The sequence below is a fragment of the Streptomyces sp. NPDC053755 genome (assembly GCF_040677675.1).
Taxonomy (GTDB): Bacteria; Actinomycetota; Actinomycetes; order Streptomycetales; family Streptomycetaceae; genus Streptomyces.
On the sequence record NZ_JBFASK010000001.1, the window covers coordinates 285301 to 304406 of the forward strand.

A 19106-nucleotide genomic window follows, 5' to 3' on the forward strand; every position below is an offset into this window, starting at 1 on the left:
TCAGTCCTCGGTGCCGTCGTCCTCCAGGTCGCCCTCGGTCTCCAGGAACACCTCGCGCAGCGCCGCCAGGACCTGCGGGTCCGGCTTCTCCCACATGCCGCGGGACTCCGCCTCCAGGAGGCGCTCCGCGATGCCGTGCAGCGCCCAGGGGTTGGCGTCCTTGAGGAAGGCCTGGTTCTCCGGGTCCAGGACGTACGTCTCGGTGAGCTTGTCGTACATCCAGTCGGCGACCACGCCGGTCGTGGCGTCGTAGCCGAAGAGGTAGTCGACGGTCGCCGCGAGTTCGAAGGCGCCCTTGTAGCCGTGGCGGCGCATCGCCTCGATCCACTTCGGGTTGACCACACGGGCCCGGAAGACGCGGGAGGTCTCCTCCACCAGGGTGCGGGTGCGGACCGTCTCGGGGCGGGTGGAGTCGCCGATGTACGCCTCGGGGGCCGTGCCCTTCAGCGCGCGGACGGTCGCCACCATGCCGCCGTGGTACTGGAAGTAGTCGTCGGAGTCGGCGATGTCGTGCTCACGCGTGTCGGTGTTCTTCGCCGCCACGGCGATCCGCTTGTACGCCGTCTCCATCTCCGCCCGGGCCGGGCGGCCTTCGAGACCGCGGCCGTAGGCGTAGCCGCCCCACACGGTGTAGACCTCGGCGAGGTCCGCGTCCGTGCGCCAGTCGCGCGAGTCGATCAGCTGGAGGATCCCCGCGCCGTACGTGCCGGGGCGGGAGCCGAAGATACGGGTCGTGGCGCGCCGCTCGTCGCCGTGCTCGGCCAGGTCGGCCTGGGCGTGCGCCCGTACGTAGTTGGCGTCGGCCGGCTCGTCGAGGGCGGCCGCGAGCCGGACGGCGTCGTCCAGGAGACCGATGACGTGCGGGAACGCGTCGCGGAAGAAACCGGAGATCCGCAGGGTGACGTCGATGCGGGGGCGGCCCAGCTCGGCGAGCGGGATCGGCTCCAGGCCGTTGACGCGCCGGGACGCCTCGTCCCACAGCGGCCGGACGCCCAGCAGCGCCAGCGCCTCCGCCACGTCGTCGCCGGCCGTGCGCATGGCGCTCGTGCCCCACAGGGAGAGACCGACCGAGGTCGGCCAGGTGCCGTTGTCGGTGCGGTAGCGCTCCAGGAGGGAGTCGGCGAGCGCCTGACCGGTCTCCCACGCGAGGCGGGAGGGGACGGCCTTGGGGTCGACGGAGTAGAAGTTCCGGCCGGTCGGCAGCACGTTGACCAGTCCGCGCAGCGGCGAGCCCGACGGCCCGGCCGGTACGAAGCCGCCGTTCAACGCGTGTACGGCGTGCGTGAGTTCGTTCGTGGTGCCGGCGAGCCGGGGCACGACCTGCTCGCAGGCGAAGCGCAGGACGTCCGCGACCTCGGGGCCGTATCCGCCGGCGATCCCGGCGACGGCGTCCACGGACCAGTCCGCGGCCTCCAGCGCCTCGACCAGCTCCCTGGCCTTCTCCTCCGCCTCGTCCGCGGTCCGCAGCGTCGCGGCCGACTCGTCGAGCCCCAGGGCCTCGCGGAGGCCGGGGAGCGCCTGCGTGCCGCCCCAGATCTGCCGGGCGCGCAGGATCGACAGCACGAGGTTGACCCGCGCCTCGCCCTTCGGCGCCCCGCCGAGCACGTGCAGACCGTCCCTGATCTGCGCGTCCTTGACCTCGCAGAGCCAGCCGTCGACGTGCAGCAGGAAGTCGTCGAAGCCGTCGTCGTCGGGCCGGTCCTCCATCCCCAGGTCGTGGTCGAGCTTGGCGGCCTGGATCAGCGTCCAGATCTGGGCGCGGATCGCCGGCAGCTTCGAGGGGTCCATGGAGGAGATCTGCGCGTACTCGTCGAGCAGCTGCTCCAGGCGCGCGATGTCGCCGTAGGAGTCGGCGCGGGCCATCGGCGGCACCAGGTGGTCGACGAGCGTGGCGTGCACCCGCCGCTTGGCCTGGGTGCCCTCCCCCGGGTCGTTGACCAGGAAGGGGTAGACCAGCGGGAGGTCGCCGAGAGCGGCGTCCGGGCCGCAGGCGGCGGAGAGGCCGGCGTTCTTGCCGGGCAGCCACTCGAGGTTGCCGTGCTTGCCGAGGTGGACCATCGCGTCCGCCCCGAAGCCGCCGTCCTCGGCGCGGGCGGCGATCCAGCGGTAGGCGGCGAGGTAGTGGTGGGACGGCGGAAGATCGGGATCGTGGTAGATCGCGATCGGGTTCTCGCCGAAGCCGCGCGGCGGCTGGATGAGGATCAGCAGGTTCCCGCGCCGCAGGGCCGCGAGGACGATGTCGCCCTCCGGGTTGCGGGAGCGGTCCAGGAACATCTCGCCGGGCGCCGGGCCCCAGTGCTCCTCGACGTGGCGGCGCAGCTCCTCGGGCAGGGTCGCGTACCAGCGCTTGTAGTCGGCCGCCGGGATGCGGACGGGGTTGCGGGCGAGCTGCTCCTCCGTCAGCCAGTCCCGGTCGTGGCCGCCGGCCTCGATCAGGGCGTAGATCAGCTCGTCGCCGTCGCCGGAGACCAGACCGGGGATCTCGTCCTCGGGCCCGAAGTCGTACCCCTCCTCGCGCAGGCGCCGCAGCAGCGCCACGGCGGAGGCGGGGGTGTCGAGACCGACCGCGTTGCCGATCCGGGAGTGCTTGGTCGGGTACGCGGAGAGGACCAGGGCGAGCTTCTTCTCGGCGTTCGGGATGTGCCGCAGGCGGGCGTGGCGGACGGCGATCCCGGCGACGCGGGCCGCGCGCTCGGCGTCGGCGACGTACGCGGGCAGGCCGTCCTCGTCGATCTCCTTGAAGGAGAACGGGACGGTGATCAGCCGGCCGTCGAACTCGGGGACGGCGACCTGGCCGGCGGCGTCCAGCGGGGAGAGCCCCTCGTCGCTCTCCTCCCAGGCCGCGCGCGAGCCGGTGAGGCAGAGCGCCTGGAGGATCGGCACGTCGAGGGCGGCGAGCGCGCCGGCGTCCCAGGCCTCCTCGTCCCCGCCCGCCTGGGCCTCGGCGGGCTTGGTGCCGCCGGCCGCGAGGACGGTGGTGACGATCGCGTCGGCGCCGCGCAGCCGGTCGAGCAGCTCGGGCTCGGGAGCGCGCAGGGAGGCGACGTACAGCGGGAGCGGGCGGGCGCCGGCGTCCTCGAGGGCGTCGCACAGGGCGCCGATGAAGGCGGTGTTTCCGCTCATGTGGTGGGCGCGGTAGTAGAGCACGGCGACCGTGGGGCCGTCGGCGTTCCCCGGCTCGCGCTCCAGGGGCCCCCAGGTGGGGGCGGCGGCCGGGGCCTCGAAGCCGTGGCCGGTGAGCAGCACGGTGTCGGCGAGGAACCGGGCGAGCTGCTCCAGGTTGTCCGGGCCGCCGTGCGCCAGGTAGGCGTGGGCCTCGGTGGCCACGCCGATGGGGACCGTGGAGGCCTCCATGAGCTGCGCGTCGGGGGCCTGTTCGCCGCTGAGGACGACCACGGGACGGGCCTGGCCCTCGGCGAGGAGGGCGTCCAGTCCGTCCTCCCACGCGCGCAGCCCGCCGAGGAGGCGGACGACGACGAGGTCGGTGTCGTCGAGGAGGCCCGGCAGCTCGTCGAGGCCGAGGCGGGAGGGGTTGGCGAACCGGTAGGCGACCGGGCCGCCGGCCGCGCGGGCGCTGAGCAGGTCGGTGTCGGAGTGCGACAGCAACAGAATTCGCATGCGAGCGCAGGCCTTCCTCGGGGTTGTCCGCGCCCCGGGTGGTCGTGTGGACGGCGGGAGTTCCTGACTCACCCGGCCCCCGTTTCCGGGACGGGCTCACAGTGGCGGGACCGCGCCGGAATCTCACCGGGCTTCCTCCCCGGGGTCCTGGGACCCCATGCCGTCTGCATAGTAGATCCTGCGCGCGGCGGCCCGAAGGGTCGGCCGGATCCTCGTGGGTATGCTCGCCGCCATGCCGCCCACCCCACCCACAACGCCCAACCAGGGCGAACCTCTCATACGGGACCGTGGCGATGCCTGCCCCGGGGCGCTGCGACTGCACCCCGCCGACGACGGCCGCCTGGCGCGATTGCGCCTGCCCGCGGGAAAGTTGACGGCACGTCAGGTGCGGTGTCTGGCCCTGGCCGCGGACGAGCTGGGCGACGGCCGGATCAGCGTCACCTCACGGGGGAACGTGGAGCTGCGCGGCCTCGGCGAGGACTGCGGGGCGGCCCTCGCCGGGCTGCTGGCCCCGGCCGGACTGCTGCCCTCCGTGACCCACGAGCGCGTCCGGAACATCGTCGCCTCACCCCTGGCCGGAGTCGACGGAAACGGCTGCCAGGACGTGCAGTTGTGGGCGCGCGAGCTGGACGCCCTGCTGTGCTCGCGGGACTGGACGACGGCGCTTTCCGGTCGTTTTCTCTTCGCCCTGGACGACGGGCGCGACGACGTCGGCGGACTCGGCGCGGATGTGACGTTGTTCTCAACGTCCGGGCACTCCTCCGCCCTCTCCGCGCCGCCCGCGACCTCGTCACGGGCCTCCGGATCCGGCGCGCTGCTGCGGGTCGCCGGGTGCCGGGTCTTCCGGGTCGCGGCCGCCGACGCGCCCCGCGCCGCCCTCGCGGCCGCCGACGCCTTCCTGGCCGCCGCCCGCGAGGCCGGCACGGGCGCCTGGCGTGTGCGCGAACTCCCCGAGGGCGTCGCGCCGGACCTCGCGGCCGCGCTCGACCGCGCGGGCGTCCCGGCCGCACCCGTGGGGCCGGACGCTCCCGGCGCGGCGGGTCCGGACAGCGGCGGCGCGGCCCCGCTCCCCGGCGTCCACGCCCACCCCCTGACCGGGAAGCACGCCGTCGCCGTCGCCGTCCCGCTCGGCCGCCTCACCTCCGCGCAGCTGCGCGCCCTCGCTCCCGACGACGGCGACGACGGCGAGCTGCGGCTCACTCCGTGGCGCGGAGCCGTCGTGACCGGCCTCGCCGACCGCGCGGCCGCCGGGGCGCGGCTCGACGCCCTCGCCGAGGCCGGACTGATCACCCGCGCCGGCTCCCCGTGGCTCGGCGTGGGCGCGTGCACCGGACGGCCCGGGTGCGCCAAGTCGCTCGCCGACGTCCGGGCGGACGCGACCCCCGGCCACGGCGCGGGCGGGCTCCCCGTCCACTTCTCCGGCTGCGCACGGCGCTGCGGCCACCCCAAGGGCACCTGGGTCGACGTCGTCGCCACCGGCGACGGAACGTACGAGGTCGACGGCGTCCCCACCCCGAGAACGCAACTGGCGGCCGCTGTGGCGACAGCCCGTACACCCACCACGAGATGAGCGAGAGCAACAGGATGTTCGACTACGAGAAGGACGGCGCGGAGATCTACCGCCAGTCCTTTGCCACGATCCGCGCCGAGGCGGATCTCGCGGGTCTGCCCGCCGACGTCAGCCAGGTCGCGGTCCGGATGATCCACGCCTGCGGCATGGTCGACCTCGTCCGTGACCTCGCCTACTCGCCCGAGGTCGTCTCGCGCGCCCGCGCCGCCCTGCGCGCCGGCGCGCCGATCCTCTGCGACGCGCAGATGGTGGCCAGCGGGGTGACCCGCAAGCGGCTGCCCGCCGACAACGACGTGGTCTGCACCCTCTCCGACCCCTCCGTGCCCGCCCTCGCCGCCGAACTCGGCACGACCCGCAGCGCGGCGGCCCTGGAGCTGTGGCGCGACCGCCTCGAAGGCTCGGTCGTCGCCATCGGCAACGCGCCCACCGCCCTCTTCCGCCTCCTGGAGATGATCGAGCAGGGCGCCGGCCGCCCGGCGGCCGTCCTCGGCATACCGGTCGGCTTCATCGGCGCCGCCGAGTCCAAGGACGCGCTGGCCGCGCACGCCTCCGGCGTCGACCACCTCGTCGTCCGGGGACGGCGCGGCGGCAGCGCCATGACGGCCGCCGCCGTCAACGCGATCGCGACCGAGGCGGAGATCCAGGCATGAGCGGCAAGCTGTACGGGGTCGGGCTCGGCCCCGGCGACCCGAACCTGATGACCGTCGCCGCCGTGAGGGCCATCGCGGCCGCCGACGTGATCGCGTACCACTCGGCCCGCCACGGCCGGTCCATCGCCCGCTCCATCGCGGCCGAGCACATCCGCGAGGACCACGTCGAGGAGCGGCTGATGTACCCGCTCACCGTGGAGACCACCGACCATCCCGGCGGCTACCGGGGCGCGCTCGACGACTTCTACGAAGAGGCGTCGGCACGGCTCGCCGCCCACCTGGACGCGGGCCGCACGGTCGCCGTCCTCGCCGAGGGGGACCCGCTCTTCTACGGCTCGTACCAGCACATGCACAAGCGTCTTGCACACCGCTACGACACGACGGTCATCCCCGGCGTGACCTCGGTGAGCGCCGCCGCCGCCCGGCTCGGCGAGCCGCTGTGCGAGGCGGAGGAGGTCCTGACGATCATCCCCGGCACGCTGCCGGAGGACGAGCTGACGGCCCGGCTCGCGGGCACCGACTCGGCGGTCGTGATGAAGCTGGGGCGGACCTTCCCGACCGTGCGGCGCGCCCTGGAGCGGGCCGGCCGGCTCGACGACGCGCGATACGTCGAGCGGGCGTTCATGGCCGGCGAGCGGACGGCGACGCTGGCCGAGGTCGACCCGGCCTCGGTCCCCTACTTCTCGGTGGCCGTGCTGCCCTCCCGCATCGATCAGGAGGCGCCCGTACGCGAACGGGGCGAGGTCGTCGTCGTCGGCACCGGCCCGGCGGGCGCGCCCTGGCTGACGCCGGAGTCGCGCGGCGCGCTGGTCAACGCCGACGACCTGGTCGGCTACACCACCTACGTCGACCGGGTGCCGGTCCTGCGGCCGGGCCAGCGGCGCCACGGGTCCGACAACAAGGTCGAGTCCGAGCGGGCCGAGTTCGCCCTCGACCTGGCGCGGCGCGGGCGGCGGGTCGCGGTCGTCTCCGGCGGCGATCCGGGCGTCTTCGCGATGGCCACGGCGGTCCTGGAGGTGGCGTCCGAACCGCGCTACGCGGACGTGCCCGTGCGCGTCCTGCCCGGGGTCACCGCGGCCAACGCGGCGGCCGCGGCGGCGGGCGCCCCGCTGGGCCACGACTACGCCACGATCTCCCTGTCCGACCGCCTCAAGCCCTGGGACGTCATCGCCGAACGACTGCGCGCCGCGGCGGGGGCGGACCTGGTCCTCGCCCTCTACAACCCGGGGTCGAAGTCCCGTACGCACCAGGTGGCGGCCGCCCGTGACCTGCTGCTCGAACTCCGCTCGCCCGAGACGCCGGTGGTCGTGGCGCGGGACGTGGGCGGGCCCGAGCAGTCGGTGCGGGTGGTGACCCTGAAGACGCTGGAGCCGTCGGAGGTCGACATGCGCACGCTGCTGCTGATCGGCTCCTCGCAGACCCGGGCCGTCGAGCGCGGCGACGGCCGGACCATCACCTGGACGCCCCGCCGCTACGGGTGAAGGTCCCCAGGCCCTCCGTGTTCAGGTACTCGACGGTGAAGGACCTGCCGTCCGGGGTGAAGGTGACCCCGGTGAGCCCGACGGCGTTCTCGCCGGCGGTGGGGAAGCTGAACGTGTCGCCGGCGTAGTGGGTGAGCCGGTACGTCTGGGGCTCCGGCCCCAGACGGAGCGTCAGGGCGCCGTCGGCGCCGGCGACGACCTCGGCCCGGCCGTAGTAGTCGTTCCCGTACGTGCCCGCGTAGGTCTCCGGCGCCTTCGCGGGCGCGGCACCGGACGGCGGGTGGGCGTAGTCGGTCTTCGAACGGCCCGCGTCCGCCTCCTGCTGGTACAGCGCGTCGACGAGCGGGATCCAGTCGCGGCTGACCTCGCCGGTCTGCGCGATGTCGAAGAAGTCGAGGGCGACGGCGTCGGCGACGCCGACCGGTGCGGTGTTGGTCAGGACGACGATGCCGAGCCGCTCGCCGGGCAGCATCGTGACGTTCGTGTGCGCGCCCTCGGCGAAGGCTCCCGTGTGGGAGAGCCTGAGCCGGCCCTGGTCGTCGTAGCTCACGTTCCAGCCGAGGCCGTAGAAACCGGTCCGGGCGGCCGGGGCGTGGGGCGGGTTCGACACCGACTCGGGCCAGTGGGTGCGTTCCAGGGCCTCGGCGTCGATGATCCGCCGGCCGTCCAGCGTGCCGTTGGCGAGCTGGAGCCGCATCCAGGTGGCCATGTCACGGGCCGTGGAGCTGACGCCGCCGGCGGGAGCCTGGGCGTCCGGGTCCCTGACGAACTCCGGCTTCCAGACGCCGTCCACCTCCACGTGGCCGTAGGCGCGGTCGGGGGCCTTCGCGAAGTCCTCGAAGCGCGAGCTGGTGGAGTCCATGCCGGCCGGCTTGTAGAGGGTGTCGGCGGCCAGCTTCTCCCAGGGCACGCCCTTCTCGTCGGCGACGGCCTGGGCGGCCGCCGTCAGGCCGAAGTTGGTGTAGGCGTAGCTCGCGCGGAACGGGGCCAGGGGCTCGTGGCGCAGGTGGGACAGGATGTACGCGCGGTCGTAGCCGAGGTCCTCCAGGAGGTCTCCCGCGTGGTCGGGCAGGCCGCTGCGGTGGGAGAAGAGGTCCGCGACCGTCACGTGCGAGGTCACCCACGGGTCCTTGAGCCGGAAGCCCGGCACGTGCGGGGCGACGGGCATGGTCCAGCCGTCGGTGCCCACGGCCCCGGAGACGATGGTCGAGGCGATCGGCTTGGAGACGGACGCGAGCTGGAAGACGGTGTCGGCGCCGACGGCCGCCTTCTCGCCGGCCTTCCGCACGCCGTACCCCTTCAGGTGCAGCACCTCGCCGTCGTGGACGACGGCGACGGCGACGCCCGGTACGCCGGTGCGTTTCATGGCCGCCTCGACGACTCCGTCGAGCCGGTCGACGGCGCGTTCCACGTCCGCCCGGTCGAGCTGGGCGGGCGGCTGGGGCGGGGGCGGCGACGGGCCGGGCGCGACGAGTCCCGCTCCGCCGAGCAGCCCGACGAGCCCCGCGCCGAGAAGGCCACGGACGTTTCCCATGCCTCTCATTGAACGACGAGGACCGGTCTTTGTCGCCCGGGGGACGAACCGCCCGGCGCGGGGCCGGCTGCGCGTCCCGGCGCGCCCGTGCGAACGGCGGCGGAACCCCGGCCCGGACCGCTCAGCGGCGTCCGCGGACCCAGTCCGCGGCCTCCTCCGGGGTCGTGGCGACCGGGACGCCGTCCGGTACGGGCGGGCGGCGGACGACGACCACCGGGATGCCCGCCTCCCGCGCGGCACGGAGCTTCGGGGCGGTCGCCGCGCCACCGCTGTCCTTCGTGACGAGGACGTCGACGCGATGGCGGCGCAGCACCTCCCGCTCCCCTTCGAGCGTGAAGGGCCCCCGGTCCAGAAGGACTTCGGCACGGTCCGGCATCGGGGCGTCGGGCGCGTCCACGGACCGTACGAGGAACCACTGCGGGCAGCCGGCGAACGCGGCCAGCCCCATCCGTCCCGTCGTCAGGAACACCCGCTCCCCGAGGCCGTCCAGGGCGGCGGCCGCCTCCTCCAGGGAGGCGACGGAGCGCCAGTCGTCGCCCGCCACCGGGACCCAGCCGGGACGCCGCAGCGCGAGCAGGGGAACATGGGCGGTGGCGGCCGCCCGGGCCGCGTTGAAACTCATGGTCCGCGCGAAGGGATGGGTGGCGTCGATGACCGCGTCCACACCGTGCGCGCGCAGCCAGTCGGCCAGCCCCTCGGCACCGCCGAACCCGCCGATCCGCACCTCTCCCTCCGGCAGCCGCGGCCGCGCGACCCGTCCGGCGAGGGAGCTGGTGACCCGGACCTCGGAGTGGAGCGCCGCGGCCAGGGCGCGGGCCTCGGTCGTGCCCCCGAGGATGAGTACGTGCATGGGAGTCCGTTCATGAGTTCCGGCGGCGGGCGCGAGGCCCAACTCAAGCACACGGGTCTGCGCCCCGGATGGACGACCGGTGCCTGCGCGACGGCGGCGACCACGGCCGCTTACACGGCGCTGCTGGGCGGCGACTTCCCGGACCCGGTGACGATCACGCTCCCGAAGGGCGGGCGTCCGGCGTTCGCTCTCGCCGCCGAGGAGCGCGGCCGCGACCACGCCATGGCGGGGATCGTGAAGGACGCGGGCGACGACCCGGACGTGACCCACGGCGCGCTGGTCCGCTCGACGGTACGGATCCTCCCGCCCGGCTCCGGCGTCGTGTTCCGCGCCGGACCCGGCGTCGGCACCGTCACGCTTCCCGGCCTGCCCCTGGAGGTCGGGGAACCGGCGATCAACCCCGTCCCGCGCCGGATGATGCGCGAGCACGTGGCCGAGGTCGCCGCCGCGCACGGCGCCCCCGGCGACGTCGAGATCACCGTCTCGATCGACCACGGCGAGGAGATCGCCCGCTCCACCTGGAACCCCCGGATCGGCATCCTCGGCGGGCTGTCCGTCCTCGGGACGACCGGCGTCGTCGTGCCGTACTCCTGCTCGGCCTGGATCGACTCCATCCGCCGCGGCGTCGACGTCGCCCGCGCGGCGGGCCTCACCCATGTGGCGGGCTGCACGGGCTCCACCTCCGAGCGGACCGTGACGACGCTCTACGACCTGCCGGAGATCGCCCTGCTCGACATGGGCGACTTCGCGGGCGCCGTCCTGAAGTACGTCCGCCGCCACCCCGTGGACCGGCTGACGGTGTGCGGCGGCTTCGCCAAGCTCTCCAAGCTGGCGGCCGGCCATCTCGACCTGCACTCGGCCCGTTCGCAGGTCGACAAGCCGTTCCTCGCGGACCTGGCCCGCGCGGGCGGCGCCCCGGAGTCCCTCGCGGACCGGATCGCCTCGGCGAACACGGGCCTGGAGGCCCTGCGCCTCTGCGAGGCCGCCGCCGTGCCCCTCGGCGACCTGGTGGCGTCCCGGGCCCGGGACGAGGCACTGGCGGTCCTCCGGGGCGCGCCGGTCGCGGTCGACGTGGTCTGCATCGACCGGGCGGGTACGGTCGTGGGCCGCTCGGACGTCAGGGGTCCGCGGGGCCCGGGCGGGGTGTAGCCCGCCGGAGGGCCTGAGGGGCCGCACGGGGCCGGGGCCCGCGCGGACCAGAGGGCCCGAACCGCGCACGGTGACCCGGCCGCACGGCCGGGCGGGGTGCAGCCCGCCCTACGGGCCTGAGGGCCGCACGAGGCCGGGGCCCGCGCGGACCGCAGGACGGGACGGGGCCGCGGGGCCCGAGGGATCCGGCCCGGACACGGTGACCCGGCCGCACGGGGCCGGGGCTCGTCGGGGTCAACGGGCGCGTGGGTAGCCGGTCTCCGTGATGTCCTCGGCGAGGCCGGCCAGCGTCACCCGGGGATTCAGGGCGGCGACCAGATCGTCGGTGAGCGGGCGCAGGGCGAGCACGTGCCGGACGGCGTCGGGGTCGACGGGGAGTTCGAAGTACTCACCGGCCCACCGCGCGTACGCCTCCGCCGAGCGGTCGACCAGGAGGCCGAAGAGGAAGTCCGTGTCGTCCGTGTCCCGGCCGGAGGCGCCACCGGCCGAGGCGGCCCCGAGGGAGGCCGCCCCCACCTGCCAGGCGCTGTCCCCCGTCAGCCGCCACAGGCAGACCGTGACGAGCGGTTCGCCGTCCGGGTGGGCGAACGCCGGCTCCTCCACGTACGCCCGGAAGGCGTCCGGCACCCGCGCGACCGCGCGCCGCCCGCCGCTGCCGATCTCGTGGGCGAAGCCCCGCAGGTACACCCCGGCGGGGGACATGACGAGCGAGTACTCGTCGCCCTGCCCGTCGCGCATCGAGGCCATCTCCTCCGTCGGCGACCAGTGCGCGTCGAAGGAGTGGTAGCGGTCCTCCCACTCAGGGCTGAGCACCGCGTCCAGCATCGCCAGGGCGCGGCAGTGGTCACGCAGGGCGGCCGGCTCGGGCAGGCGCCGGGCTACGTCGTGTACGGTCACGCGCCCATCCAAGCGCACGGCGTCCACCAGGGCCCACGGCGCCCGCGTGCGGCGAGGCCCCCGCCACCCTAGACTCGCGAGGGCAGAGAGTCCCGATCGAAAGGGTTCGTACCCATGTCGAAGCGAGGCAACAAGCGACGCGCCCGGAAGAAGAAGGGCGCGAACCACGGCAAGCGCCCCAACAGCTGAGGCTCCCCCGCGCGTTCCCGGGGCCGGTGTCACGTCGTCCGCGACGGACCGCCGGCCCCGTTCCGCGTCAGCAGACGTGCCGCTCCCGCGCCGGGTCGTAGAGGTGGCTGTCACGGAACTGGGTGGCCGCCAGCGTCCGGCCCACGAGGATGACGGCCGTCTTCGTGATCCCGGCCTCCTTCACCTGGGCCGCGATGTCCTCCAGCGTCCCCCGCAGGATCACCTCGTCGGGGCGGCTGGCCATCGCCACGACCGCCGCCGGGCAGTCGGCGCCGTAGTGCGGGAGCAGCTCGCCGACCACGCGGTCGACGTAGCGCGCCGCCAGGTGCAGGACCAGGAGCGCGCCGCTGCGGCCGAGGGTCGCGAGGTCCTCGCCCTCGGGCATGGGGGTGGCCTGCTGGGCGATGCGGGTGAGGATGACCGTCTGGCCGACGGTGGGCACGGTCAGCTCCCGCTTGAGGGCGGCGGCCGCCGCCGCGAACGCCGGGACGCCCGGGACGACCTCGTACGGGATCCCCAGCGCGTCCAGGCGGCGCATCTGCTCGGCGACCGCGCTGAAGACCGAGGGGTCGCCGGAGTGCAGGCGGGCCACGTCCTGTCCGTCCTCGTGGGCCCGGACGATCTCGGCGACGATCCGGTCCAGGTCGAGGTCGGCCGTGTCGACGAGGCGGGCGTCCGGCGGGCACTCGGCGAGCAGCTCGCGGGGGACCAGGGAGCCGGCGTAGAGGCAGACTCCGCACGCGGCGAGCGTCCGCGCGCCGCGCACGGTGATCAGGTCGGCCGCGCCGGGCCCGGCGCCGATGAAGTAGACGGTCATGCCTCTGAACCTTTCGTTACGGACCACTGGGTGACCGGCATCGCCTGCCGCCAGCCGGTGAAGCCGCCGACGGGGACGGCCTGGGCGACGGCGAGCCGGACCAGCTCGCCGCCGAGCCGGCGGTACCGGTCCGCGAGCAGCGCCTCGGACTCCAGCGTGACGGTGTTCGCGACCAGCCGGCCGCCGACGGGCAGCGCCTGCCAGCAGGCGTCCAGCAGGCCCGGCGCGGTCAGGCCGCCGCCGATGAACACCGCGTCCGGTGCGGGCAGCCCGGCGAGCGCCTCGGGCGCCGGGCCGGTGACGACCCGGAGTGCGGGTACGCCCAGTGCGGCGGCGTTGCGGTCGATCCGGGCGGCCCGCTCGGGCGCCTTCTCCACCGCGATCGCCCGGCAGGTGCGGTGCGTGCGCATCCACTCGATGCCGATCGAGCCCGAACCGCCGCCGACGTCCCAGAGCAGCTCGCCCGGGGCGGGGGCCAGCGCCGCGAGCGTGGCCGCCCGGACGTACCGCTTGGTGAGCTGGCCGTCGTGCTCGTAGGCCTCGTCCGGCAGGCCGGGGGCCGCGCCGAGCCGGGGCACGTCAGGGGACCGTACGCAGTCGAGCGCGACGATGTTGAGGGGGTCGCCGGGCCGCTCGGGCCAGGTGGCGGCGGTCGCCTCGACGATCCGTTCGTCCCGCGAGCCCAGCTGTTCCAGGACCCGCATCCGGGTCTCCCCGTAGCCCTTCGCCCGCAGCAGTCCCGCCACCTCCGCCGGAGTGGCGCCGTCGGCGCTGAGGACGAGCAGACGGCGCCGGTCGTGGAGCGCGGCGGCGAGGGAGGCGAGGGGCCTGCCGACGAGGGTGACCGTCTCGACGTCCTCCAGCGGCCAGCCGAGGCGGGCGCAGGCGTAGGAGACGGAGGAGGGATGGGGCAGGACGTGGAGCCGCTCGGCGCCGATCGTCTCGGCGAGGGTGCGGCCGATGCCGTGGAACATCGGGTCCCCGCTGGCGAGGACGGCGACCGCGCGGCCCTCGTGGGCGGCGAGCAGGCCGGGGACGGCGGGGCGCAGGGGCGACGGCCAGGCGATCCGCTCTCCGGGGCACTCGGCCGGGGGCAGCAGGTCGAGCTGGCGGGGGCCGCCGACGAGGACCTCGGCGGTGCGCAGGGCCCTGCGGGACCTCTCGGGCAGTCCGTCCCAGCCGTCCGCGCCGATTCCGACGACCGCTATCGCACCGTTCACGTCGGCGACTCTACGTGAGCCGGCGCGGGCCGCTCCGGGCGGCCGGTCCTCCCCGGCCGAAGGACGCCGGGAGCGTCCGGCGCAGCGGAATAGGAGGGCGGGATGCGCCGTTGGAACTGATAGTTTAAGCTTCAACCAACACCGGCCGAGCGAGCCGGTCCGCGAGAGGTGAGCACGATGCAGTTCGGGATCTTCACCGTCGGCGACGTCACGGCCGACCCCACCACCGGCCGCACGCCGAGCGAGAACGAGCGGATCAAGGCCACCGTCGCCATCGCCCTGAAGGCGGAGGAGGTGGGGCTCGACGTCTTCGCGACGGGCGAGCACCACAACCCGCCGTTCGTGCCGTCCTCCCCGACGACGCTCCTCGGCCACATCGCGGCCCGCACGGAGCGGCTGATCCTGTCCACGTCCACGACGCTGATCACCACCAACGACCCGGTGAAGATCGCCGAGGACTACGCGACCCTCCAGCACCTCGCCGACGGCCGGATGGACCTGATGATGGGCCGCGGCAACACCGGCCCGGTCTACCCCTGGTTCGGCCAGGACATCCGCCAGGGCATCCCGCTCGCCATCGAGAACTACGCACTCCTCCACAGGCTGTGGAGGGAGGACGTCGTCGACTGGGAGGGGAAGTTCCGCTCCGCGCTCCAGGGCTTCACCTCGACGCCCCGCCCGCTGGACGGCGTCCCGCCGTTCGTCTGGCACGGCTCGATCCGCTCCCCCGAGATCGCCGAGCAGGCGGCCTACTACGGCGACGGGTTCTTCGCCAACCACATCTTCTGGCCCAAGCAGCACACCGAGAAGATGGTCCGCCTCTACCGGCAGCGGTACGCGCACTACGGCCACGGCACCGCGGAGCAGGCGATCGTCGGCCTCGGCGGGCAGGTCTTCATGCGGAAGAACTCGCAGGACGCGGTCCGCGAGTTCCGCCCCTACTTCGACAACGCGCCGGTCTACGGCCACGGACCGTCCCTGGAGGAGTTCAGCCGGGAGACCCCGCTGACCGTCGGCTCGCCCCAGGAGGTCATCGAACGGACGCTGTCCTTCCGGGAATACGTGGGCGACTACCAGCGTCAGCTGTTCCTGGTGGACCACGCGGGTCTGCCGCTGAAGACGGTCCTGGAACAGCTCGACATACTCGGCGAGGAGGTCGTCCCGGTGCTGCGCAAGGAGTTCGCCAACCTGCGGCCGGCCGGTGTCCCGGCGACCGCCCCGCTCCACCCCGCCGTACGCACTCAGGAGGCGTAAGCCATGCAGACGCTCCAGCTGGTCGCCGTGTCCGCCGGACTCAGCGCCCCCTCCTCGACCCGGCTGCTCGCCGACCGTCTCGCGAAGGCCGCCGAGCAGCGCCTGACCGAGCAGGAGTACGCCGTCGAGGTCCGGGTCGTCGAGCTGCGCGACCTCGCCGTGGACATCGCGAAGAACTTCGTCACCGGCTTCCCCTCGGCCGGCCTCCAGGCCGCGATCGACGCCGTGACCGGCGCCGACGGCGTCATCGCGGTGACCCCCGTCTTCACCGCCTCGTACAGCGGCCTGTTCAAGTCCTTCTTCGACCTGATCGCCCCCGACGCGCTCACCGGCAAGCCGGTCCTCGTCGCGGCCACGGGCGGCACGGCCCGCCACTCCCTCGTGCTCGACCATGCCCTGCGACCGCTCTTCGCCTATCTGCGGGCGCTCGTGGTCCCCACCGCGGTCTACGCCGCGTCGGAGGACTGGGGCTCGGGCGGCGACGAGTACACCGACGGCCTGCCCTCCCGGATCGCCCGCGCCGGGCGGGAGCTGGCGGACTTCGTCGCGGCCCGGCCGGCCCGGGAGGCGGAGGACGACGAGGTCGTGCCGTTCGAGCAGCAGCTCGCGGACCTTCGCCTGGACTGACGCACGGCTACTTGCGGTTGTAGAGCCGCATCGTCACCGTGCCGAAGACCACCACGAAGAGCGCCGACCACCCCAGCGACCAGGCGATGTCCGCGGCCGGCCAGTGCCCCGCCATCAGCTCCCGTACCGCCGTCGCCAGATGCGTCACGGGACTGTTGTTGACGAAGGCCTGCAGCCAGCCCGGCATCGTCTTCGGGTCCACGAAGACGTTGCTCAGGAACGTCAGCGGGAAGATCACCATCATCGAGACGCCCATGACCGACTTCTCGCTGCGCAGCATCAGCCCGAACATCGTCCAGATCCAGGAGAACGCGAACGAGAACACCATCAGCAGCACCACGCCCGCCACCACGCCGAGCACCCCGCCGTCCGGCCGGTAGCCGATGAGCAGGCCGACGGTGAGCATCACCGCCGAGGCGATCAGATAGCGCACCACGTCCCCGAGGAGATAGCCGACCATCGGGGCCGGCCGCCAGATCGGGAGCGTACGGAAGCGGTCGAAGACGCCCTTCTCGATGTCGGTGTTGACCGACACCCCGGTGTACATCGTGATCATCACGACGCTCATCACCAGGATGCCGGGCAGCAGGAACTGGATGTACGCCGAGACCGACCCGGCCAGCGCGCCCCCGAAGAGGTACGTGTACATCAGCACCATCATGATCGGGAACGCGGTCACGTCGAAGAGCTGCTCGGGCACGTGCTTGATCTTGAGCATGGCGCGCCAGCCGAACGTCAGCGACGCCGACAGCGCGCTGGGCCGGGGCGGCCGCTCCCGCCCGACCAGGAGCGCGGTCAGCTCCTCGGCCCGGGGGGCCTCGAAGTCCAGGGCGTCGCTCTGCTGCGCGTCCTTGTTGGTGGCGACGGTGCTCATGCCGTCGTTCCCTTCCGGTCGGTGAGGGCGAGGAACACCTCGTCGAGGCTGGGCTGGCCGAGCGCGAAGTTGTCGACCGTGATCCCGGACGCGGCGAGTTCGGAGAGGGCCCGGGCGGCCTGCTCGGCGGCGCCGAGGTCCGTGCCGTGCCCGTTCACGGTGGCGGTCAGGGCGACCGGGTCCGGGTCGAGCTGGACGGAGGCGCGCAGGGCGGTGGCCAGGACCCGCTCGGCGGCCGGACGCTGCTCGGCGTCCCGCAGCCGCACGTGGACCGAACCGGAGCCCACCGACGCCTTCAGCTCGCCCTTCGTGCCCTCCGCGATCACCTTGCCGTGGTCGATCACGGCGATGCGGGAGGCCAGCTGATCGGCCTCGTCGAGGTACTGCGTGGTGAGCAGCACGGTCGTGCCCTGCGCCACGACCGCGCGGACGATGTCCCAGACCTGGTTGCGGCTGCGCGGATCGAGGCCCGTGGTCGGCTCGTCGAGGAAGAGCAGGTCGGGGGTGTTGAGGATGGACGCGGCGATGTCGATACGGCGCCGCATCCCCCCCGAGTAGTGCTTGACCTGCTTGTCCGCCGCCTCGGCCAGCCCGAACGCGGCGAGCAGCTGCGCGGACCGTTCCCGGGCGGCCGGGCGGGCGTGGCCGAGGAGCCGGGCCAGGAGCACAAGGTTCTCGGTGCCGGTCAGGTCCTCGTCCACGGAGGCGTACTGCCCCGTCAGGCTGACCCGGCCCCGCACGGTGTCGGCGTCCCGGACCACGTCCTTGCCGAAGACCCGGGCCCGGCCGCCGTCGGGGCGCAGCAGTGTGGCGAGCATCTTGACGGCGGTGGTCTTGCCGGCTCCGTTGGGGCCGAGGACGCCGTAGACGGTGCCGACGGGGACACGGAGGTCGACACCGTCCACCGCGCGGTTCGTGCCGAAGACCTTGACCAGGCCCTCGGTCTCGATGGCGAGGTCGGTCATACGCGCTTCCCTCCGGGGTACGGGACGACGAGCGCCGGCCCCTGGCCCGGGAGCCGAGGGTCCGGGACGTGCCGTGCGGCCCTTCAGGCCGCCCCTCCCAGTCTCCGACGGCGGCGCGCCCGGGTCCACCGCTTCCGCGATGTCGCCGCCCGCCGGTCCCCGCGGCGGGCCCCGCGCTCAGGGCCCTTCGTCGGCCGGCGACGCCAGCCGGGCCAGAGCGGCTTCCAGCTCCGGCGGCGACGGCGAGGCGAGCCCCGCGCGCAACCACCGCGAGCTGCTCACCACCGTGGCCGTGCCCGCCCTGGTGGTCGTGGGCCGGGACGACACGTACACCCCCGTGTCGGACGCCGAGGCGATGCACGCGGCGCTGCCCCACTCCACGCTCGTCATCGTCGGACGGGCCGTCCACCTGCCCGACCTGGAGCGGCCCCGAGGAGTTCGACGCGTCCATGGAGGCGTTCCGGCGCTCACCCGTCCGGCCCCGCTGAGCGATCGCACCCGGCCGGCCGGCTCCACTATGGGCCCATGAGCCAGAACACCGCACCCCGTAAGCCCGGCACCGGTGCCGGGGCGGCCTGGGCCGCCGGCGGCACCCTCTTCGCCGGTGTCCTGATGCTGGTCATCGGCATCATGGACGTCTTCCAGGGCATCGCAGGGATCGCCCAGGACGACATCTACGCCGACATCGGCGACTACGTCTTCGAGTTCAACCTCACGACCTGGGGATGGATCCACCTGATCCTCGGCATCATCGTGGCCGTCACGGGCTTCGCGATCCTCCGGGGCTCGGACGCGGGCCGCGTCGCCGGTCTCACCCTCGCCGTCCTGAACGCCGTCGCGCACTTCCTCTTCATCCCGTACCAGCCCTGGTGGTCGCTGCTCTCGATCGCCGTATCGATCTTCGTGATCTGGGCGCTCGCCACCTATGACGACGCCCCGGGCCGCGGCGGCGCGGCGGCCCGGTGAACCGCCGACGGGCCGTGGTCCTCGCGACCGCCACCGCGCTCCTCGCCCTGTCCTCCGCCTGCACGGAGGAGGACAGGGCGAAGGTCGAGGGCGTCGTCTCGTCCGCGACCGGGGCGGCCGCGTCGAAGATGGGCGAGATCAAGGACGGCGTGGACGCCACCGGCGACGTCAAGGCCGGGCCGGTGAAGGCGGACGGCGACCGGGTCGCCACGGAGGTCACCGTCTCCCGGCCCGCGGGCGGCGACGCGCGGACCGCCGACTACACGGTCCTGGTCAACTTCCGCGATGACGGGGGCGGCCTCCTCGACTCGGTCGTCCTGTCCATCGACGGTGTCGCACCCGGCGCGTCCAAGAACGGCACGGCCCGCAGCAACCGGCCGCTCTCCGGCGCGACGAAGGCCGAGATCGGGCAGGCCCTGCGCCACTGACGGCGCGGGGCGCGCGG

Annotated in this window: 16 protein-coding genes, 1 pseudogene and 1 riboswitch; of the genes and pseudogenes, 9 read left to right on the forward strand and 8 right to left on the reverse strand. The window is 74.1% G+C overall.

Going from position 1 to position 19106, the window contains the following annotated elements:
• Nucleotides 1–3618 carry a cobaltochelatase subunit CobN gene (cobN, locus tag AB0K65_RS01270; protein WP_365713048.1) on the reverse strand — a complete coding sequence of 1206 codons (3618 nt, stop codon included), beginning with the start codon at nt 3616–3618 and terminating at the stop codon, nt 1–3.
• A gap of 34 nt (nt 3619–3652) precedes the next feature.
• A riboswitch (cobalamin riboswitch) is annotated at nt 3653–3798 on the reverse strand.
• Between the two features lie 40 nt (nt 3799–3838).
• Here cobN and cobG point away from each other — a divergent pair.
• Genes cobG through AB0K65_RS01285 form a run of 3 tightly spaced genes read left to right on the forward strand, consistent with a single transcriptional unit; the run spans nt 3839 to nt 7319 of the window.
• The gene (gene cobG / locus AB0K65_RS01275) at nt 3839–5188 is read left to right on the forward strand and encodes a precorrin-3B synthase (RefSeq protein ID WP_365713050.1); all 1350 of its coding nucleotides are present in this window, start codon (nt 3839–3841) and stop codon (nt 5186–5188) included.
• A 14-nt stretch (nt 5189–5202) separates the two neighbouring features.
• Complete coding sequence (locus AB0K65_RS01280; protein WP_365713624.1) at nt 5203–5838, forward strand: precorrin-8X methylmutase; 636 nt, start codon at nt 5203–5205, stop codon at nt 5836–5838.
• Entirely contained in the window at nt 5835–7319 is a 1485-nt protein-coding gene (locus AB0K65_RS01285) for a precorrin-2 C(20)-methyltransferase (RefSeq protein ID WP_365713052.1), read from the forward strand. The genes AB0K65_RS01280 and AB0K65_RS01285 overlap by 4 nt, the downstream gene beginning before the upstream one ends.
• Here AB0K65_RS01285 and AB0K65_RS01290 read toward each other — a convergent pair.
• Nucleotides 7291–8853 (reverse strand): serine hydrolase, encoded by a 1563-nt coding sequence (locus AB0K65_RS01290; protein WP_365713054.1) that lies wholly within the window; start codon nt 8851–8853, stop codon nt 7291–7293. The two genes, AB0K65_RS01285 and AB0K65_RS01290, sit on opposite strands and share 29 nt — an antisense overlap.
• 121 nt (nt 8854–8974) lie before the next feature.
• A complete protein-coding gene (locus AB0K65_RS01295; protein WP_365713056.1) occupies nt 8975–9703 on the reverse strand; it encodes a cobalt-precorrin-6A reductase in 729 nt (242 codons plus the stop codon).
• A gap of 12 nt (nt 9704–9715) precedes the next feature.
• Here AB0K65_RS01295 and AB0K65_RS01300 point away from each other — a divergent pair, with 12 nt between their 5' ends.
• Complete coding sequence (locus AB0K65_RS01300; protein ID WP_365713058.1) at nt 9716–10852, forward strand: cobalt-precorrin-5B (C(1))-methyltransferase; 1137 nt, start codon at nt 9716–9718, stop codon at nt 10850–10852.
• 234 nt (nt 10853–11086) lie between these two features.
• Here the strand turns inward: AB0K65_RS01300 and AB0K65_RS01305 are convergent, their stop codons facing one another.
• The 3 genes from AB0K65_RS01305 to cbiE all read right to left on the reverse strand — a co-directional run bounded on the left by AB0K65_RS01305 (nt 11087) and on the right by cbiE (nt 13975).
• A complete protein-coding gene (locus AB0K65_RS01305; RefSeq protein ID WP_365713060.1) occupies nt 11087–11749 on the reverse strand; it encodes a hypothetical protein in 663 nt (220 codons plus the stop codon).
• 256 nt (nt 11750–12005) lie between these two features.
• A complete protein-coding gene (gene cobM / locus AB0K65_RS01310) occupies nt 12006–12755 on the reverse strand; it encodes a precorrin-4 C(11)-methyltransferase (protein WP_365713062.1) in 750 nt (249 codons plus the stop codon).
• Nucleotides 12752–13975 (reverse strand): precorrin-6y C5,15-methyltransferase (decarboxylating) subunit CbiE, encoded by a 1224-nt coding sequence (gene cbiE, locus AB0K65_RS01315; protein ID WP_365713064.1) that lies wholly within the window; start codon nt 13973–13975, stop codon nt 12752–12754. The genes cobM and cbiE overlap by 4 nt, the downstream gene beginning before the upstream one ends.
• Before the next feature lie 177 nt (nt 13976–14152).
• Between cbiE and AB0K65_RS01320 the strand changes: the two genes are divergently transcribed.
• Nucleotides 14153–15229, forward strand: a complete 1077-nt coding sequence (locus AB0K65_RS01320) for an LLM class flavin-dependent oxidoreductase (protein ID WP_365713066.1) — start codon at nt 14153–14155, stop codon at nt 15227–15229.
• Nucleotides 15230–15232: 3 nt separating this feature from the next.
• Entirely contained in the window at nt 15233–15856 is a 624-nt protein-coding gene (locus tag AB0K65_RS01325; protein WP_365713068.1) for an FMN reductase, read from the forward strand.
• 7 nt (nt 15857–15863) lie between these two features.
• On the opposite strand, the gene AB0K65_RS01330 is transcribed toward AB0K65_RS01325, so the two are convergent.
• Complete coding sequence (locus AB0K65_RS01330) at nt 15864–16730, reverse strand: ABC transporter permease (RefSeq protein WP_365713070.1); 867 nt, start codon at nt 16728–16730, stop codon at nt 15864–15866.
• Nucleotides 16727–17695 carry an ATP-binding cassette domain-containing protein gene (locus tag AB0K65_RS01335; RefSeq protein WP_365713072.1) on the reverse strand — a complete coding sequence of 323 codons (969 nt, stop codon included), beginning with the start codon at nt 17693–17695 and terminating at the stop codon, nt 16727–16729. Before AB0K65_RS01335 ends, AB0K65_RS01330 begins: the two co-directional genes overlap by 4 nt.
• A 262-nt stretch (nt 17696–17957) precedes the next feature.
• Between AB0K65_RS01335 and AB0K65_RS01340 the strand changes: the two are divergent.
• The 3 genes and pseudogenes from AB0K65_RS01340 to AB0K65_RS01350 form a co-directional block, all read left to right on the forward strand.
• A pseudogene (locus tag AB0K65_RS01340) lies at nt 17958–18125 on the forward strand (alpha/beta hydrolase); the annotation flags it as partial.
• Between the two features lie 95 nt (nt 18126–18220).
• Nucleotides 18221–18661 carry a hypothetical protein gene (locus AB0K65_RS01345; protein ID WP_365713074.1) on the forward strand — a complete coding sequence of 147 codons (441 nt, stop codon included), beginning with the start codon at nt 18221–18223 and terminating at the stop codon, nt 18659–18661.
• Nucleotides 18658–19089 carry a hypothetical protein gene (locus AB0K65_RS01350; protein WP_365713076.1) on the forward strand — a complete coding sequence of 144 codons (432 nt, stop codon included), beginning with the start codon at nt 18658–18660 and terminating at the stop codon, nt 19087–19089. The genes AB0K65_RS01345 and AB0K65_RS01350 overlap by 4 nt, the downstream gene beginning before the upstream one ends.
• The last annotated feature ends 17 nt before the right edge of the window (nt 19090–19106 follow it).

Excerpts from the sequence above, each read along its gene's own strand:
- AB0K65_RS01295 (WP_365713056.1), bottom strand. The coding sequence starts at position 9,703 with ATGCACGTACTCATCCTCGGGGGCACGACCGAGGCCCGCGCCCTGGCC.
- AB0K65_RS01325 (WP_365713068.1), top strand. The coding sequence starts at position 15,233 with ATGCAGACGCTCCAGCTGGTCGCCGTGTCCGCCGGACTCAGCGCCCCC.
- AB0K65_RS01345 (WP_365713074.1), top strand. The coding sequence starts at position 18,221 with ATGAGCCAGAACACCGCACCCCGTAAGCCCGGCACCGGTGCCGGGGCG.
- AB0K65_RS01335 (WP_365713072.1), bottom strand. The coding sequence starts at position 17,695 with ATGACCGACCTCGCCATCGAGACCGAGGGCCTGGTCAAGGTCTTCGGC.
- AB0K65_RS01285 (WP_365713052.1), top strand. The coding sequence starts at position 5,835 with ATGAGCGGCAAGCTGTACGGGGTCGGGCTCGGCCCCGGCGACCCGAAC.
- cobN (WP_365713048.1), bottom strand. The coding sequence starts at position 3,618 with ATGCGAATTCTGTTGCTGTCGCACTCCGACACCGACCTGCTCAGCGCC.
- cobG (WP_365713050.1), top strand. The coding sequence starts at position 3,839 with ATGCTCGCCGCCATGCCGCCCACCCCACCCACAACGCCCAACCAGGGC.
- AB0K65_RS01280 (WP_365713624.1), top strand. The coding sequence starts at position 5,203 with ATGTTCGACTACGAGAAGGACGGCGCGGAGATCTACCGCCAGTCCTTT.
- AB0K65_RS01330 (WP_365713070.1), bottom strand. The coding sequence starts at position 16,730 with ATGAGCACCGTCGCCACCAACAAGGACGCGCAGCAGAGCGACGCCCTG.
- cobM (WP_365713062.1), bottom strand. The coding sequence starts at position 12,755 with ATGACCGTCTACTTCATCGGCGCCGGGCCCGGCGCGGCCGACCTGATC.
- AB0K65_RS01320 (WP_365713066.1), top strand. The coding sequence starts at position 14,153 with ATGCAGTTCGGGATCTTCACCGTCGGCGACGTCACGGCCGACCCCACC.
- AB0K65_RS01300 (WP_365713058.1), top strand. The coding sequence starts at position 9,716 with ATGAGTTCCGGCGGCGGGCGCGAGGCCCAACTCAAGCACACGGGTCTG.
- AB0K65_RS01290 (WP_365713054.1), bottom strand. The coding sequence starts at position 8,853 with ATGGGAAACGTCCGTGGCCTTCTCGGCGCGGGGCTCGTCGGGCTGCTC.